Annotated in this window: 9 protein-coding genes and 1 pseudogene; 6 read left to right on the top strand and 4 right to left on the bottom strand. The window is 73.3% G+C overall.

Features of this window, described 5'->3' with window-relative positions; genetic code table 11:
- The first annotated feature begins 342 nt into the window (after positions 1-342).
- Together AC3IYJ_RS32875 and AC3IYJ_RS32870 are read left to right on the top strand one after the other, a co-directional pair.
- Positions 343-1,674: a M20/M25/M40 family metallo-hydrolase gene (locus AC3IYJ_RS32875; RefSeq protein WP_489403006.1), complete on the top strand. Its 1,332-nt coding sequence runs from the start codon at positions 343-345 to the stop codon at positions 1,672-1,674.
- On the top strand, positions 1,671-3,206 hold the full coding sequence (locus AC3IYJ_RS32870; protein ID WP_489398133.1) for a YfcC family protein: 1,536 nt from the start codon (positions 1,671-1,673) through the stop codon (positions 3,204-3,206). The genes AC3IYJ_RS32875 and AC3IYJ_RS32870 overlap by 4 nt, the downstream gene beginning before the upstream one ends.
- 88 nt (positions 3,207-3,294) lie before the next feature.
- On the opposite strand, the gene metG is transcribed toward AC3IYJ_RS32870, so the two are convergent.
- A complete protein-coding gene (gene metG / locus AC3IYJ_RS32865) occupies positions 3,295-5,010 on the bottom strand; it encodes a methionine--tRNA ligase (protein ID WP_489398132.1) in 1,716 nt (571 codons plus the stop codon).
- A gap of 272 nt (positions 5,011-5,282) precedes the next feature.
- A complete protein-coding gene (locus AC3IYJ_RS32860) occupies positions 5,283-7,487 on the bottom strand; it encodes a hypothetical protein (RefSeq protein ID WP_489398131.1) in 2,205 nt (734 codons plus the stop codon).
- Between the two features lie 314 nt (positions 7,488-7,801).
- Between AC3IYJ_RS32860 and AC3IYJ_RS32855 the strand changes: the two genes are divergently transcribed.
- Both AC3IYJ_RS32855 and AC3IYJ_RS32850 read left to right on the top strand, forming a co-directional pair.
- Positions 7,802-8,329: an RNA polymerase sigma factor gene (locus AC3IYJ_RS32855; protein ID WP_489398130.1), complete on the top strand. Its 528-nt coding sequence runs from the start codon at positions 7,802-7,804 to the stop codon at positions 8,327-8,329.
- 836 nt (positions 8,330-9,165) lie between these two features.
- Positions 9,166-9,864: pseudogene (locus tag AC3IYJ_RS32850) on the top strand (IclR family transcriptional regulator domain-containing protein); the annotation flags it as partial.
- Positions 9,865-10,287: 423 nt separating this feature from the next.
- Here AC3IYJ_RS32850 and AC3IYJ_RS32845 read toward each other — a convergent pair.
- A complete protein-coding gene (locus AC3IYJ_RS32845) occupies positions 10,288-12,087 on the bottom strand; it encodes a serine/threonine-protein kinase (protein WP_489398129.1) in 1,800 nt (599 codons plus the stop codon).
- A gap of 106 nt (positions 12,088-12,193) precedes the next feature.
- Here AC3IYJ_RS32845 and AC3IYJ_RS32840 point away from each other — a divergent pair, with 106 nt between their 5' ends.
- Entirely contained in the window at positions 12,194-15,412 is a 3,219-nt protein-coding gene (locus AC3IYJ_RS32840; protein WP_489398128.1) for an NACHT domain-containing protein, read from the top strand.
- Between the two features lie 54 nt (positions 15,413-15,466).
- Here AC3IYJ_RS32840 and AC3IYJ_RS32835 read toward each other — a convergent pair whose 3' ends face one another.
- On the bottom strand, positions 15,467-16,606 hold the full coding sequence (locus AC3IYJ_RS32835; protein WP_489398127.1) for an agmatine deiminase family protein: 1,140 nt from the start codon (positions 16,604-16,606) through the stop codon (positions 15,467-15,469).
- A gap of 323 nt (positions 16,607-16,929) precedes the next feature.
- Here AC3IYJ_RS32835 and AC3IYJ_RS32830 point away from each other — a divergent pair, with 323 nt between their 5' ends.
- Positions 16,930-17,487 (top strand): TetR/AcrR family transcriptional regulator, encoded by a 558-nt coding sequence (locus tag AC3IYJ_RS32830; protein WP_489403005.1) that lies wholly within the window; start codon positions 16,930-16,932, stop codon positions 17,485-17,487.
- Positions 17,488-17,694 lie beyond the last annotated feature (207 nt).

Genomic DNA, 17,694 nt, shown 5'->3' with positions numbered 1-17,694 from the left:
GTCCGCGCCCCTCCTCACGCCCCGCCGCACGCCCCGCCCCACCCCGTCCCGCCCCTCCCGTCGCACGCCCCGGCCCGCGGCAACCGGCTCACCCGACCGGCCCATTCCGCCACGCGGCCCCCGAGGCCCCGCCCCATGATCGGAGAACCGATTCCGCAGCTCGGCGGGGTCTCCCCGGGAGCACAGGGACGGTGGCGGGTGGAAACGGACGGCGGGCGCGGCGGGAACGGCAGCAGCCACGGCGGCGGGAGCGACCGGGGCGAACGGGGCGGCCGGGATGCCCGGAACGGGCATGGTGGCCCCGGCCGCGCCCGAGACCTCGAAGAGCAGGTGGACGCCCTGATGGACGACCTGCAAGCCGACCTCGAACGCCTCGCGGCGATCCCCTCGATCTCCTTCCCCGGCTATCCGCCGGAACCCGTCGAGGAGGCGCACGACCTGATCGTCTCCCTCCTGCGCCAAGCGGGCGTCCCCTCGATCGAGCGGATCGACCTCCCCGACACCGCCCCGGTGATCTACGGCGAGATCCCGCCCCCGCACCCGGACGCCCCGACCGTGCTGCTCTACGGGCACTACGACGTCCAGCCTGCCGGCGCCGCCTCCCTGTGGCTCTCCCCGCCCTTCGAGCCGACCCCGGTCCCCGGCGGACTGCGGGCGCGCGGCATCGCCGACGACAAGTCGAACGTGATCGCACACCTGGGCATGCTGCGCGTGTACGGCGGCCGCCCGCCGGTCGGGATCAAGCTGGTGATCGAGGGCCAGGAGGAGTACGGCAGCCCCTTCGACGACTACCCGCCCACCGATCCGGAACGGTTCGCCTGCGATGCCATGGTCATCGCCGACCTCGGCAATCTGCGGCCCGGCACCCCGACCCTGACCACCGGTCTGCGCGGGGCCTGCGAGGTGACCGTGGAGGTGCGCACGCTCGCCGAGCCCCGGCACAGCGGGGAGTTCGGCGGCGCCGCCCCGGACGCCCTGCTCGTCCTGCTCCGCGCGCTCGCCACCCTGCACGACAGGAACGGCGACGTCGCCGTGCCCGGACTGCGGCGCGATCCCTGGGACGGAACGACCTACACCGAGGAGGAGTTCCGCGAGCTCGCCTCGGTCCTCCACGACCTGCCGCTGATCGGCACCGGCTCGCTCGGCGAGCGGCTCTGGAGCGGTCCCGCGATCACCGTCATCGGTCTGGACGCGCCCAGCGTGGACCATGCCGCCTCGGCCGTGGTCCCGTACGCGCGGGCCAAACTGAACCTCCGCTTCCACCCGCACCAGGACCCGAGGGAGGCCCGCGCCCTGCTCGTGGCACACCTGCGGGCGCAGGCGCCCTTCGGCATCCCGCTCACCGTCACCCCGGGCGACACCGGCCCCGGCTTCGAGGCCAGGACGGGCGGGCCGGCGTACCGGGCGGCGCTGACCGCTCTCAAGGAGGCCTGGGGCACACAGGCCTCGTACGTCGCCACGGGCGGCTCCATCCCGCTGGTGAACGGCCTCGCGCAGGCGGCTCCGGGCGCGGAAGTGCTGCTGTTCGGCGCGCAGGACAGCATGTGCAACCTGCACGCGCCGAACGAGCGGGTGCTCCTGTCGGAGCTGCGGAACACGGTGGTGGCGATGGCCGCCTTCGTACGGGAGTACGCGGCCGACTTCGAACCGCCGGCCTCCGGAGGCGCACGGTGACCACCTCGGCCCCGGCCCCCGCCGCGCCCACTCCGCAGGAGGAGCCGCCGGCGAAGAAGTACTCCTTCCCCAGCGCCCTGACCGTGCTGGCCATCGTCACCGTCGCGATCTGGCTGCTGGCCTTCCTCGTACCGGCCGGCCAGTACGACCGCAACGACAGCGGCGCCCCCGTCTCCGGCACCTACCACCGGGTCGACGACACCCAGAGCATCACGGACCGCCTGAACGACCTCTTCCTCTCCCCCGTCAACGGCCTCTACGGCATCCAGGACCCCACCACCCACCAGGTCGGACCCACCTTCAGCGGCGACCTGTACGGCAGCGCGGGGGTCTTCCTCTTCGTGCTGGCCATCGGCGCGTTCATCACCGTCGTCTTCGCCACCGGCGCCCTCGACCGCGGCATCGCCCGCCTCGCCCACCGGCTGCGCAACCGCGGCGCGCTGCTGATCGCCGCCGTGATGGTGGTCTTCTCCATCCTCGGCACCGTCGAGGGCTTCGCCGAGGAGACCCTCGGCTTCTACGGACTGCTGGTGCCGATGATGCTGGCCCTCGGCTACGACCGGCTCGTCGCGGTCGGCGCCTCCATCCTCGGGGCGGGCGTCGGCGTGCTCTGCTCCACCGTCAACCCGTTCGCCACCGGTGTGGCCTCCTCGGCCGCCGACATCTCGCTGGGCGACGGGATCGGGCTGCGGTTCCTGATGTGGATCGTGCTGACCGCCGTGACCGTCCTCTACGTCATCCGGTACGCGCGGCGGGTCCAGAAGGATCCGGCCAAGTCCCTGTGCGGGTTCCTGCCCGGCGACCGGGAGCAGAAGGCCACCGGCGACGAGGAGGCGGAGCCCGAGCTGACCGGCCTGCACAAGACGGTGCTGGTGCTGCTGGTCCTCGTCTTCACCTTCATGATCTTCTCGGTGGTGCCCTGGTCGAGCGCGCTCACGGGCAAGGCGGACGCGACCCCGTACGGCTGGGAACTGGACTGGTCCTTCGCGCAGCTCGCGGCGCTCTTCATCTGCGCGGCCGTGCTGATCGGCCTGGTGGCCAGGATGGGCGAGGCGAAGCTCAGCTCCACGATCATCCAGGGCGCCGCCGACTTCATCTCGCCGGCCCTGGTCATCATGCTGGCGCGCGGGGTCACCGTCATCATGAACAACTCGAAGATCACCGACACCGTGCTCCACTCCATCGAGGGCGTGGTCAAGGGAACTTCCTCGGGGGTCTTCGCGATCATCGTCTTCCTCGTGAACCTCCCGCTCGCCTTCCTGATCCCCTCCACCTCCGGTCACGCCACCCTCACCATGCCGATCCTGGCCCCGCTCGCCGATTTCGCGGGCGTCTCCCGCGCGCTGATGGTGACGGCCTGGCAGTCGGCGAGCGGCTGGATGAACCTCTGGGTCCCGACCACCGCGGTGACCATCGGCGGCGTCGCCCTGGCCAAGGTCGGCTACGACAAGTACCTGCGCTTCGTCTGGCCGCTGCTCGGCATCCTCTTCGTCCTGATCTGCGGATTCCTGGCCCTGGGCGCAGCGCTGTAGCCACCCCGCGCGGGAACGCCGCAGGGGCGCGACCCCAACGGGTCGCGCCCCTGCGTCAGTTCGATCGGTGCCGTCCGGCTCCGGGGACTCAGGCCTCCGGGTTGCCGCCGAAGCGCTCGCGGTAGGACTCCAGGTCCTCTTCGGTGACCCTCGCGAAGAGGACCGGCGGCACGGTGAACGGCGTCCCCGCCGGTACCGCGTCCAGGGACTTGGCCTGCTCGGGGGTGATCCAGGCCGCCGTGTCCCCGTCGAGGGCGAACGCGGAGCGCATGGCGCGCGCCGAGGCCGGGATGAAGGGCTCGGAGACCACCGAGTAGAGGTGGATGAGGTTCATCGCGGTGCGCAGCGTGAGCGCGGCGCCGTCCAGGTCGGTCTTGACCTCCAGCCAGGGGGCCTTCTCGTCGAGGTAGGAGTTTCCGGCCGACCACAGGGCGCGCAGCGCGGCCGCCGCTTTGCGGTACTGGAGGGACTCCATGTGGCCCTCGTACTCCGCCAGCAGCTCGGCGATCTGCTCGCCCAGCTTGGCCTCGACCTCGCCGGCCGGGCTGCCCGACGGGACCTCGTCGCCGAAGCGCTTGAGGGAGAAGGTCAGCACGCGGTTGACGAAGTTGCCCAGCGTGCCGCCGAGGTCCTTGTTGACCGTGGCCGCGAAGTGCTCCCACGTGAAGGAGGAGTCGTCGGACTCGGGCGCATTGGCGATGAGGAAGTAGCGCCAGAAGTCGGCCGGCAGGATTTCGAGGGCCTGGTCGGTGAAGACGCCGCGCTTCTGCGAGGTGGAGAACTTGCCGCCGTAGTACGTCAGCCAGTTGAAGGCCTTGACGTAGTCGACCTTCTTCCACGGCTCGCGGGTGCCGAGCTCGGTGGCGGGGAACATCACCGTGTGGAACGGGACGTTGTCCTTGGCCATGAACTGGGTGTAGCGGACGTCCTCGGCCTCGTACCACCAGGACTTGTAGTCCCGGTTGGCCGGGTCGGCGTCGGCCCACTCCTTGGTGGAGGCGATGTACTCGATCGGGGCGTCGAACCAGACGTAGAACACCTTGCCGTCGGCGGCCAGTTCGGGCCACGTGTCGGCGGGGACCGGGACGCCCCAGTCGAGGTCGCGCGTGATGGCGCGGTCGTGCAGGCCCTCGGTCAGCCACTTGCGGGCGATGGAGGAAGCCAGCTGCGGCCACTCCTCCTCGTGCTCCGCGACCCAGGCCTCGACCTCTCCCTGGAGCTTGGACTGGAGGAGGAAGAGGTGCGTGGTCTCACGGACCTCCAGCTCGGTGGAGCCGGAGATGGCCGAGCGGGGCTCGATCAGGTCCGTGGGGTCCAGGACGCGGGTGCAGTTCTCGCACTGGTCGCCGCGGGCCTTGTCGTAGCCGCAGTGCGGGCAGGTGCCCTCCACGTAGCGGTCCGGCAGGAAGCGGCCGTCGACCGGCGAGTAGACCTGCCGGATCGCGCGCTCCTCGATGAAGCCGTTGGCCTGGAGCCGGCGCGCGAAGTGCTGGGTGATCTCGCGGTTCTGCTCCGATGAGCTGCGGCCGAAGTAGTCGAAGGACAGCTCGAAGCCGTCGTAGACCGCCTTCTGGGCGTCGTGGGCCTGCGCGCAGAACTCGGCGACCGAGAGACCGGCCTCCTTGGCGGCGAGCTCGGCGGGGGTGCCGTGCTCGTCGGTGGCGCAGATGTAGAGGACGTCGTGGCCGCGCTGACGGAGGTACCGGGAGTACACATCCGCCGGAAGCATCGACCCGACCATGTTGCCCAGGTGCTTGATCCCGTTGATGTAGGGAAGCGCGCTGGTGATCAGGTGTCGAGCCATCCTCGGATGCTCCATTTCATTTATGCCGGTTACAACGTGACGTGCGGTTCATCGTATCCAACCGCCGAAACGCCGCGTCCCGTATTTCTTCGGGCGTGGACAGGGGTGGCCGCCTGCGGCCGTAACGCAAAAGCGAGGGTGGTGACCTCTGCGTCACGGCCCTCGCGCTGCGGCCATGGTACAGCGGGGGAAGGTGGGACCCGACCGCCGTCCGGTCCCTGATCAGTGCCGCGTCAGGCAACGTTCGCCGGTCGCGACGCCCGGCACCGGCTTCAGTCCCGGCCGCCCGCGCCGCCGTCGATCGCGGTGATCCGGGCGCCGCTCGCCAGGGTGCCCGCCAGGGAGACCGGGGCGCTCTGCGGACCGGCGACGGGCGCCGTGAGGGTCCGGCCGGTCGCCTCCACCCGGACTGCGCCGTCCGCCGTGATCCCGGTGACCTCGCGGCTGCCGGCCGCCAGCAGGTACCAGCGGCCGGCGGGCGACCGCCACCGGGTGCCCGCGAGGAGGTGCTGGCCGAAGCGGCCGCACGCGGCGGTCGAGCGGGCCCGCGCCACGTCCTGCGGGGGCCCGGCGGGCGGCCGCAGCTGGACCAGGACGTCGCCCGGACCGGCCCAGCCCGAGGCCCGGGTGCAGGACCAGACCGCCCGCCCGGCGCCGTCGGGGAGCTCGGAGTCGGCGAAGTCCCAGATGTTGACGGCCCGCACCGAGGCGCCGTGCAACTCCCGCAGCCGGCAGGCGACCGCCGCCCAGGCCGCCCGCGCGGCGGGACCGGTGGCCTCGCGCGGCTGCCGCGCTGCCACGGCCGTCGGCCCGTCGGGAAGAGGCGTGTAGGTCAGGTGTACGGGGGTCAGCGCGGCCCCCGGGTCGGCGAGGACGAAGGCGTGCTTCTCCACGATGCGGGCGGAGGAGGTCAGTTCCAGCGCGGGCCAGGAATCGCAGGCCCCGCCCGTACGGGGTACCGCGGTCTCCTCGGTGACCCCGTCGGCCGACACGGCCAGGGGCCTGGCCTCGTCCCCGGCCCGGAGCAGGTCGCGGGTGGCGGCCTTCGCGATCCAGGGCGCGAGCAGGTACCGGGCCCGGCCCCCGCCGCCGCCGGACCGGCTCAGCACCAGCGCGGCGGCGGTGGTCACATTGGCCTCGTCGGTACGGGCGAACGCGAGCTCCCGGCCGCGCGGCCCGTCGGCGGCTTCGCCGTAGCGCACCACCCGGTCCGCGTCGAGCAGCAGGACCACGGCCCGCCCCGCGGTGTCCCCCGCGTACAGGAGCTGCGGCGCGTGGCCCGGCGGGTCGGTCGCGGTGCCCGGCGCGACGGTGACCGCCACCTCGCGGGGCCGGGCGGCCCAGGCGGCCAGGGCGCGGGCGAGGAGCGGCCGGTCGGCGGTGCGCCCGCCGCGCGCGGGCCAGGCGGTGAAGTCGACCCGGGCGGTGTCCGCCCAGGCCTCGGCGGGCACCCGGACCAGCCGGGCGGGATCCAGCGCCCCGGCGACGGCCGGTCCGGCGAGCGGGATCGCCTCGGGGCGCGGCGGCGATCCGTCGGCGGCGAGGATCCCGGTGGCCAGGGCCAGCGCGGCCACGGCGGTCCAGGCCGCGCGGGTCCGGCGGCGCCGGCGCAGCAGGTCGGTGGGACGGGCGCTGACCACGCTGGCGTCGAACTCCGGGCCGCGCCCTGCCCGCAGGAGCATTTCACCGAGGCCTCCCCCGGTCCCGCCGACGGCCCGCCCGGCCGCCCACCCGCCTGCGCCGACGCCTGCGCCGACGCCTGCGCCGACGCCTGCGCCGGTCCCGGCCCCGAACCCGGCCCCGGCCCCGGCCCCGCTCCCGGCCTCCGCCCATCCCCCGATCCCGGGCTCGTCGCCGGTCCTGCCCCCGCCCCGGGCCTGGCCACCGGTCCCGGCCGCCGGTTCCGACCCCGCCTCGGGCGCGGGCCCCTCCGCCGCGGGCGCCTCCGCGCGGACCGTCAGCGCCTCGCGCACGGCGTCCGCCGGGTCGGGCACCCCGGCCGCGCCGAGCAGCCGGACGGCCGTCTCCTCGGGCAGGCCGTCGAGGCGGTGGAGCACGAAGGCGGCCCGGACCGGTCCCGGCGCCCCCGCCAGCAACCGGGCGGCCTCGTCGATCCCGCCCGCCGGGGGCCACAGCCGCAGCCCCCACACGAAGGGCGGGACCGGGGGCCAGCCCAGCGCGGCCGCGGTGACGCGGGCCCGGCCGGTCGGAGCCAGGCTCGCGCGCAGGACCCGTACCCGCACCTCCGCGAGCGGACTGCCCGGACTGTCGGGACCGGCGGGGGCCCCGGTGCTGCCGCGTCCGCCGCGCGGCAGGGCCCGCTGGACGGCCTTGTGCGCCAGGAGGACCCGGGTATGGCGGCCGAGGGAGACCGGGAGGGTCACGTAGGCGAGCCGCACCAGTTGGGGGTACTGCTCGACGAGAACGGCCTCGGCCTGCTCCACGGCGGTGGAGCGGAATCGCTGTGTTGTGCCCACGCTCCGACAAACGAGTGAATCTTGGGATGGTCACACGCTGTGCCCCCGCGGCGGAGGTGCGAAACGGGCGCACGGGATCGCGGCATATGCGTTTGCGCTGGTTGGACGCATGCGCGGTCGTCTTCGATCATCGACCGATCATCACTGAATGTAATTCTCTCACCTTTCGTCTATGCGCCCTCCGAGTGCGCCCGCGCTGATTTCCTTGGGCCGCGCACACGGGATGGGGTGGAGCGGTGAGCGATGGCAGCGGACCGGAGGAGTCCGGTGGCGGGGCCGTGGGTCTGCCGAGCCGGCGAAGGCGGCCGACTCCCATGACCCAGTGGGATTCGACGGCACGCCTGTCGTACTGGGCCTTCCACGCCGACCGGCGCCCGGCCTACATGAGGTTCGCGTACCTGCAGCTGGGTACCGACGCGGCGGCCGAGGGCGCGGTCGACGCGGCCTTCGACTCGATCATGAGCGAATGGCTGCGGATGCTGCACATGGACCGACTCGACGCGTACGCCTGGACCGTGCTCAAACAGCGGATAGCCGACCGCCAGTACCGCCGCACCCCCTGGCCGGAGCCGATGGACATCAGTGCCTTCGAAGCCGCGCTCAAGGAAGCCCCCGTGGAAGCCGACCAGTACGAGGTGCTCACCGACACCATCCGGTTCTACTCCGCCGTCTCCCGGCTCGCCGAACGGCAGCGCGACACCGTGCTGTTGAGGTACGGGCTCCAGTGCACCCCGGGCGAAGCCGCCGCCATGATGGGTGTGGACGAGGCCACGGTCCGCTCGCAGCTCGGCCAGGCGCAGCGGCGCCTCGCCCGGCTGCTCGACACCTCGGCCGAGTCATGAGCCGGGGCACGAGCCACGGGACCAGGCGCGAGGACGGCGGACTGCCGCGCTCCCTGGACGAGTTCCTGGCGCGGGCGGGCGTACGCGACCGCTATCCGCACTACGACCTGGGCGCGGCGGAAGCCCGGCTGCTGCGGGGCGACGGCGGCGGCCGCGGCGACCTAGCCCTGGCTCCGGCGTCGCCGCAGCCGGTCCCCCGCCGACGCGGAACCCACGGCCGGCGCAGGTCGTTGGGCTGGTGCGACCCCGCGCGGGACGTGCCGCTGGACTCCGAGCGGGCGGGACACGACCTCAAGGCCGCCTGCCTGGCTTCCGTCTGCGCGCCCAAGGCCCGGGAGCGGCTCGACGCGTTCCAGGCCGGCAACCAGGCCGATCTGCCCGGAGCCGTGGTCTTCGGCTGCCTGCTCCATCTGGCCGGACTGCGCGAAGGGGCCCGCTTCTGGTGGCAGTTCGCGGCAGGGTCCGGCCGGTCCCGCACCACGCACGCCGCGTACTGCCTCTTCCTCGACCACTCCCGGCGCGGAGAACACCACGACGCCCGGATCTGGGCCAGGGAACTGGGCCGCCGCCGCTTCAGGCCGGGCGGCCCCCGGGACCTGCGGGAGGTGCGGCTGTGCGCGCAGGCGGCCGTCCTGCGCTACGTCGACCAGCTCGACGACCCCGACCTGGGCCCGGTGCCGCTGCCCAAGCCGGGGCTGTCCGGGGTGCTGGAAGCCTTCCTGCCCCCGTCGGCGGCTCCGGTGCGGCCGCCCCGGCCGGGTGCGGGCCCGCTGCGCCACCCGTCACTGACGGCCGCGGCCCGCGGCACCGTCGTCCAGCCCGGCGGCGGCGAGGCCCTGGCGCAGGCGCGCCGCGCCCTGGCCCTCGTACGCGTCCTCGAACGCCGGCCGCTCGGGGTGCGGACCGGCGAGCTGGCGCGGGAGGCCGGCCTGGCGGAGACGGAGCTCGGGCCCCTGCTGTCGATGCTCTGCGAGGAGGGGTACGCCTACCGTCCCGGCGTCGGGGTGTACGCACCCGGACCGGCCCTCGGCCGGGGCCTCACCGGCCAGCTCCAGCACACCCTGTCCCTGGCCAGGGACAGTGCGGGCGCGGCCGTGTACCTCAGCCGGTACGCGGAGGGGGAGGTCCGCATCACCCAGATGGCCGACGGGCCGGGCACCCCGCCCGTGCGGGAGTGGGTCGACTTCCGGGACGCCGCGCACGCCAGCGCGGTGGGCAAGTGCCTGCTGAGCCAGCTCGACCACGACGGCCGCGCCGACCACGTGGCCCGGCACCGGACCGCCCGGCTCACCGAGCGGACCATCACCGACAGCCGGGCCCTGTTCACGGCGCTCGACGCGGTGGCCCCGGGCGCGCCCGTCTTCGACCTGCGCGAATACGCCCCGGGCGTGGTCTGCGCGGCGGTGCCCCTGGCGATCGGCGACGCGGCCGGCAGCCTCGCGCTGTCGCTGCCGGGCGCGCACGCGCACCGGCTGCGGCCGGCCACCGAGGCGCTGCGGCGCAAGGCCGTACCGGTCCTGCTGGCGCTGCTGCTGGCGGGGGCGATCCCGCCGGACGCGGACCCCGGAGCGGATCCCGGCACAGATCCCGACGCGGCCCCCACCGCGGAGGGCGGACCGGGCCGGGAGCCGGGCACCGACCCGGGCACGGACCCGGACGTCACGGAGCCGCGGGATCCGGCGCCGCCGACCGCGCCGGATCCGGTCCCGGTCTCCGCGGAGACGCTGCGCCACCTGCGCAGGCTCTTCCGGACCCCGCTGGCGCGGGCCACCGCCCAGGAGGCGAACGGGCCGCACCTGGTCAGCGACAGCGCCTCGGAGGCGGCGTACCTCTTCGACGCGCCGCCGGACGGGGACTTCCCGGGCCTGGCGCTCCCGCGCACCTTCGCGCCGCTGGTCCCGGGCAGCCTGCGGACGGCCGAGGGTCTGGTGGTGCTGCGTACCTGAGCAGGCGCCGGGTTACGGAACCGGCGTTCCCTGGGATCCGGCGGACCCGGCCGCTCCGGGCTCGAATGTGGCGACGACTGTGTCGAATTGGCGCTTGACCTCCGCCGGCTTGCCGACCGGCCCGGAGACCCAGACGTCGTACATCCGGCCGTTCTGGTCCCAGCAGAGGTCGTAGGTGTGCCGGGGCCCCTCGGCCTTGGTGAAGCCGTTCCAGTTGAACTCCCAGAGGGCTGCGGGCCTTCCCTGGTGGGTCGTGGAGACAACCGAGCCGTCCCGGTAGCCGGGGTTGGTGTCCGGACCGTTCGTGTGGGACTGCCGCATCACGCCGAGCGCCCCGCCGGGCACCGACATCTTCACCCGGATCCCGATGCGGAAGGCCCCGTCCGGGGAGAGGTAGAAGACCCGCTGATCGTCGGTGGCCCGCTGGTATCCGTCGGGCACGGCGACGACGAAGCCCTGCGGGTCCTGGACCGAGCGGTACCCGGCGGGCAGCGCACCGCCCGGCACGGCGCTCGGCTGCGGCACGCTCACGGCCGGGCTTCCGCTCGCCGCCGGACTGCCGGAGGGGGACCGGGGTGCGGACGGTCCGGGGGCCGCCGTCGGAGCCTCCCGCGCGGCCACGGGCTCCCGCTCCTCGTCGCCGAGCAGCGAGGTGGCGGCCACCGCCCCGCTCGCCGCCAGGACCACGGCGGCCGCGATCAGCCCGATGCGCAGGGCCGGGCGGGCGGTCGCGCGCTGCCGCGCCGTCAACCGCTCGGAATCCAGGGCCTGTTCCGGGGTGTCACGGCCGGTGAGCTCCCCATCCACCGGCGTCCGCTGCACCGGCGTCCGGTCCAAGGGCCTCCGGTCCGCAGGGTCCGCAGGGTGCTCAGGGTGCGGAGACATCCGGTCCGCAGGCGTCCGCTCCGCGGGGCTCCGGTCCTCGGGCATCCCGCCCGCGGACACGGGGCCGGCGCTCCCGCCCGCCAGGTACGCCGACAGCAGCCGCTCGGCCTCGGGCGCGGTCATCCGGCGCTCCGGATCGCGTTCCAGCAGACCCCGGATGACCGGGAGCAGCGGGCCGGCCTGGGACGGCGGCCGGATCTCGGCGGACACCACGGCGTGCAGGATCCCGCCCAGCGAATCGCGGCGGAAGGGCGACTCCCCGGCCAGGGCGGCACACATCAGGGTGCCGAGCGACCACAGGTCGGAGGCCGGACCGGCCTCGGCGCCCTGCATCCGCTCGGGGGCGGTGTACTCGGGCGAGCCGACGAACGCACCCGTCTCGCTGATCGTGGTGGCTCCGGAGAGACGGGCGATGCCGAAGTCGGTGAGCACCACCCGGCCGGTGCCCTCCTCCATGAGGACGTTGGCCGGCTTCACGTCCCGGTGGAGCACGCCCCGGCCGTGCGCCGCCGTGAGGGCGCCGAGCAGGGCGAGCCCGGTCCTGGCGGTCTCCACGGGCGTGAGGGTCTTCCCGGCGGAGATCAGGCCGGCGAGCGAGCCGCCGTCGACCAGTTCCATGACGATGCAGGGGTGCCCGTCGTGCTCGATGACGTCGTGGACCACGACGACGTGGGGGTGCCGGACGTGCGCCACGGCGCGCGCCTCGCGCAGGGCGCCGGCCGCCACGCCGCCGTCCTCGTCGCCGTCGCCCACGTGGAGCACCTTTACGGCGACCGGCCGCCCGAGCAATTCGTCGGCGGCCCGCCAGACCGTACCCATCCCGCCCCGGCCCAGCCGCTCCTCCAGGCGGTACCGCCCGGCCACCACGACACTGCCGCGCGCCTCGTCCTGAGTCACCGCGCCCCCCTCACCTGGTCCCGGGCCCATGATGCCGCAGCCGTCCTCCGGAGAGCGCCCCCGTACCCCCGCGGGGCGGGGCCGCCTCACTTTAGGATCGTGGCGGTACCGGTCAACGCTCTACGGGGGGGCACGCGTGGAACCCACAGCCATCGGACTGAAGCTGGCCTCGTCCGTCATCGGACCGCTCGTGAAGAAGTTCTTCGTCGCCGACGCCCCGGGGGCGGGCCTCGTCGACAAGCCGATCCGGCTCAGCGGCTACGTCTCCTTCAAGGGCGAGAAGCGCACCCTCACCGAGTCCGACGTGCGCGGCCTGGCCACCACCCTCGTCGAACGGGCCCTGGAGGCGGGCGAACGCCCCGTACCGGCGGACGAGCACGTGGCCGTCACCGACGCCCTCGCCGCGACCCTGTACGCCCTCGGCGACCTCACGATCACCGACGTCGACGCGGTGGCCCTCGGTCCGGAGGCCTTCGCCCGCGCACTGCGCCGAGCCGGCGACCACCCGGAGCGCGGGCTCTCGGCCGATGCCACGTACTTCTACGAGGGCTTGCTGGTCCTGGCGGCCCGCCACATCCTGGAGTTCTTCACCCAGCGCAAGACGTTCGTGGCCCACGCGCTGGTCCGCCAATCACGGGGTCTGGACGAACTAACGGCCAAAACGGATGAGTTGATCCGCCGCACTCCGGTCCCCGACGCGCAGGACGCCGCGTTCGAGGCGACGTACCTCCCGTACTTGGCGAAACGGCACGGCAAGCTCACCATCTACGGGATCGACCTGAGCAACTCGCCGACGCGATGGCCTCTGGATGTGGCGTACCTGAGCCTGGAGGCCGCGCCGCTCGGTTTCACGGAGCCGAGTACGCGCTCGCGCGACGCCATGGCGGCGGCGAGCATCGCCCGCCAGGGCATTCCCGAGCCGCAGCCCGCGGACCAGGTCCTGGCCCACCGCCACCGCGTCCTCCTGCGGGGCGAGGCCGGTTCGGGCAAGACCACGCTCGTCCAGTGGCTGGCCGTCACCGCCGGCCGGCTCGAACCCGGCGCGCGGCCGGACTACCTGCGCAACCGGGTCCCCTTCGTGCTCCCTCTGCGCACGCTCACCCGTCACGGCCAACGACTGCCCGGGCCAAGGGAGTTCCTGGCCTCGACCGGCTGTCCTCTCGAAGGCACCCAGCCGGCGGGCTGGGAGCACCGGGTGCTCTCGGCCGGCCGGGGACTGGTCCTCGTCGACGGCATCGACGAGATCCCGGAACCCGAGCGGGAACGGACCCGTCGCTGGCTGCGGGAGCTGATCGACGCGTACGACGGCGACAACCGCTGGCTGGTCACCTCCCGCCCTTCGGCGGTCGGCCAGAACTGGCTGGACGAGGACGGGTTCACGGAGCTCACCCTCTCTCCCATGGGGCCCGCCGACGTCTCCACCTTCATCAGGCGCTGGCACGCGGCGGCCCGGGCCGGGGAGGCGGGCTCGGCCGACCTCGACGCCTACGAAGGGCAGTTGCTCACCGCGGTCCGCACCAAGCCCGACCTGGGTCTGCTGGCCACCAATCCGCTCATGTGCGGCCTCATCTGCGCGCTGCACCGCGACCGGCGGGGGTATCTGCCGCACGGGCGGAAGGATTTGTACGAGGCCGCGCTCTCCATGCTCGTCAGCCGCCGCGACCGGGAGCGGGACATGACCGTGCCCGACCTCCGGGAGGAGCCGCAGCTCGATCTCCTGCAGCGGCTCGCGTACTGGCTGATCAAGAACGGCCGTACGGAGATGGACCGTTCACGGGCCGAGGAGATCATCGAGCGGGCCCTGCCCGCCGTGGCCGAGGTGGCGGCCCTGGGCGACGCGCCGACCGTGCTGGAGCACTTCCTCCAGCGCAGCGGACTGCTCCGCGAACCCGCCCCCGGATCGCTGCACTTCGTCCACCGCACCTTCCAGGACTTCCTCGGCGCGCGGGCGGCCGTCGAAGAGGGCGACCTCGGCCTGCTCACCGCCCATGCCGCCGACGACCAGTGGGAGGACGTCATCCGGATGGCGGTCGCCCTGGCCCGGCCCCGCGAGCGCGTCACCCTCTTCCAGGACCTGCTCTCCCTCGGCGACCGCACCACCGACCGGCGCACCCGGTCCCGGGTCTTCCTGCTCGCCGCCGCCTGCCTCGAACACGCCACCACCCTGGAGCCGGCGGTCCGCGAGGCGGTCGAGCAGCGGACGGCCACCCTGATCCCGCCGCGTGACGAGGACGAGGCGAGGGCACTGGCGGAAGTGGGCCCGCTGATCCTCGACCTGCTGCCCGAACCGGAGGGCCTCGACGATCACATGACCGCCTACCGCGTGGCGCTGGCCGCGTCCCGCGTGGCCTCCGACGCGGCCCTTCCCTACCTGGCCCGGTTCGTCGGACATCCTTCCCTCCCGGTCCGGAGCCAGCTCGTGTGGGCCTGGTCCCGCTTCGACAGCACCCGGTACGCCGACGAGATCATCGCGCGGCTGGACCCGGCAGGCCTCAACTACACCGTCACGTCGGACGAACAGGTCCGCCAGCTGGTGCGCCTGGGGCTGGATCCGCGCTCCCTCGACGTCAGGACGAGGGTGTCCCAGAAGACGCTGACCGAATACCTCTCCGGGCAATCGCTCGTCGAGCTCACGCTGTCCAGCCCGACGGCGACCGATCTGGGATTCCTCGCCGGGCAAACCGAGCTGGTGAACCTCATCGTCGACGAGTGTCCGGCGCTCATGGATATTTCCGCACTGGCGGAGCTTCCCATCCAGCTCCTGGACATCTCCGCCACTCCGGAATTGGACCTGAGCCCGCTGTCGCGGCTGGCCCACCTGTCGGAACTCGAGCTCGACGGTCCCAGCCTCGGCAGGCCCTGGTCCCCGGAGATGCTGCCCGCGCACGCCCCCCTCACTTCCCTGCACGTGAAGGGCGGCATCAGGCCCAGCCGCGGACTGCGGGGACTGGGGCGCCTCGCCAAGCTCAGGTACCTCTCGCTCAACTACTCGTCGAGCCCTGCCTCGGCCGGGGACTGGCGGGAGGTCGAGAGCCTGCCCGACCTCACTCATCTCTCCCTGGACCCGGCGTCCTTCGAGACCCTGCCCGCTCGCCTGAGGCTGGAGAACCTCGCCTTCCTGGTCCTGAACAGCTACCACCCGCCCCATCCGGCGATGCTCGAACGCTTGCCCGAGTTCGCCCCCCGCCTGAGCTCCCTCGCCTTGAGGGGAAACCTGTCGGCGGGCGGCCACCTCGACATCACGGCGCTGGCCGCCCTCCCCGAGCTGCGGGAGATCACCCTCGGCGTGACGCGTGCCCGGCTCCGGGGCCTCGACACGCTGCCCCCCTCCGTCAGGGTCGAGACCCTGGCCTGACCAGGCCGTTCCTTCCGGATCCTGCCGGGTCCGACAAGATCCGGAAGGGACGACCTACGCCGCCGGCTTCCCCGGCTCGTCGTGCGTGGAGCAGTGGATCCCACCGCCGCCCGAGGCGATGGTGTCGATCTTCACCATGACGACCTCGCGCTTGGGGAAGTGCTCCTGCAGGATGCTCTTCGCGCGGGCGTCGGCCTGGGCGTCGCCGAACTGCGGCATGAAGAGGGAGCCGTTGGCCACGTAGAAGTTCGCGTACGTGGAGACGAAGGCGTCGCCGCGGCCGGTGATCTTCTCCAGGTCGGGCTGCGGGAGGTCGACGACCTCCAGCTTCTTGCCGCGGGCGTCCGTCGCGTCCTTGAACACCGACCGCGCCTGGTCGGCCGCGCGGGACCAGACGTCCGGCGGGGAGTCCGCGTGCGCCTGGTCCAGCAGGACCACTCCGGGCTCGGTGAACCGTACGAGGCTGTCGACGTGCGCGTCGGTGATGTCCTGGCCACGGACTCCGGCGAGCCAGATGACCTTCTTGATGCCGAGGGTGCTCTTCAGCTCGGCTTCGATCTGGTCCCGGCTCTTTCCGGGGTTGCGGTTCTTGTTGACCACGGAGCTCTCGGTGACCAGGAGCGTGCCCGCGCCGTCGGTCTCGAAGGAGCCGCCCTCGGCCACCAGCGGGGCCTGGACCCGCTGGATGCCGTACTTCGCGAGCAGCAGCTTGCCGACCTGGCCGTCGTTGCGGTGTTCCTGCTTGTTGCCCCAGCCGCTGAAGTTGAAGTCGATGCCGAGCAGCTTGCCCGGCTCCTCCACGAAGACCGGTACGGTGTCCCGCGCCCAGAGGTCGTCGACGGCCAGCGGAATGACCTCGACCTGCGATCCGCAGGCCTTCTGGGCGGCGTCCACCTGCTCGGGGCGGGCCATCATCACGACGGGCTCGTACTCTCCGACGGTGCGCGCCACCCGGGCGATGTCCTCACGGACTCCGGGGAGCATCTCGCCCCAGACCCGCTCCAGGGCCGGCCAGGACATGAAGGTGCGGGCATGGCTCTCCCACTCGGCGCCGAAGCGGCGGCCCTCGGCGCTCTCTCCGGGGGCGGGGGAGTTCTCGGCCTCGCCCGGCTCGGAGGGAGCGCAGGCTGCGGCTCCGAGGGCGATCGCTCCGCCGATACCGGCGAGGGAGCGCAGTGCGGTGCGGCGGGACATGGGGGGATTCAACACAGGAAGCTCCGGCATGCGACTGGGGGCTACAGGGGGCGCTGGGCGACGCTGGGGACGCTGCTGAGCGGGCTGTCCGTGGGTGTACGTACGGTCGGGGCCTAGCTCTAGCGTGCGCGCGCAGCGGACGGGCGGCGACGCGGCCCGTGCCTCGAAAGCGGGATCTCGAAAGCAGGATGCGGAATGCGGCATTTGCCGATCCGACCGGCCCCACTGTTGCACTGACTAGATATTCAGTCAATCCAGGCCTCACCCGAGAGGGCGGGCGGCGGGTAGGGTGTCGGATCGTGGCTGACCGTCGAACAGCAATCATGGAAGGGGCCGCGCGGGTCATCGTCCGGCGCGGCGTCCGAGGCCTGCGCGTGGAGGAACTCGCCGCGGAGGCGGGGGTGTCCACGGCCTTGATCTACTACCACTTCAAGGACCGCGCGGGGATCCTGCGCGCGACCCTGGAGTTCATCAACGACCGCGCGGCGCGGTACACCACGGAGCGCGATCCCGGCGACGAGCCGCTGGACGCCCGGGGCGAGCTGGAGCAGACGCTCCTCCTGGAGCTCCAGGACACACCCGGGGTACGGGAGAACAGCACGGCCTGGGGAGAACTCCGGGCCAGCGCGGTGTTCGACCCCGACCTGCGGGAAGACCTCGCGCGGGCGACGCTCGTATGGGTCCAGGAAGTGGGCGAGCTGCTCGGGCGCGTCCGCCCCACGGCCGGGGCGGCGGCGCTCGCCGGCACCGCCGAGCGGCTGACGGCCCTGGTGGAGGGCCTGAGCTCGCGCTGGCTCAGCGGCAGCCTGCCCCTGCAGCACGCCCGCGAGCTGATGACTTCGGCCATCGACGCCGAGCTGGACCGCCTCGCCCGGACCTGATCCGGCCGCCCGCCCCTGACGGTTTCCTGCCGGGCCGCTCGCGGCAGCCCGGCAGGAAACCGCTCCCCCTCGAACACGCCGAGCGGGCCGAAGGTGCCGATCCCGCCTGCCCCGGCGGCCGGCCGCCGATCGCGCCCCCCTGCCCCTCGCACCCTCCCGGACCCCGCCGGACAGCCCTCGGGCCCACCCATGACATGGAGCTTGACT

Source organism: Streptomyces sp. GL_140, assembly GCF_057834465.1.
Note: the sequence above shows the minus strand (reverse complement) of the source record. Positions and strands in the feature narration are given on the sequence as shown.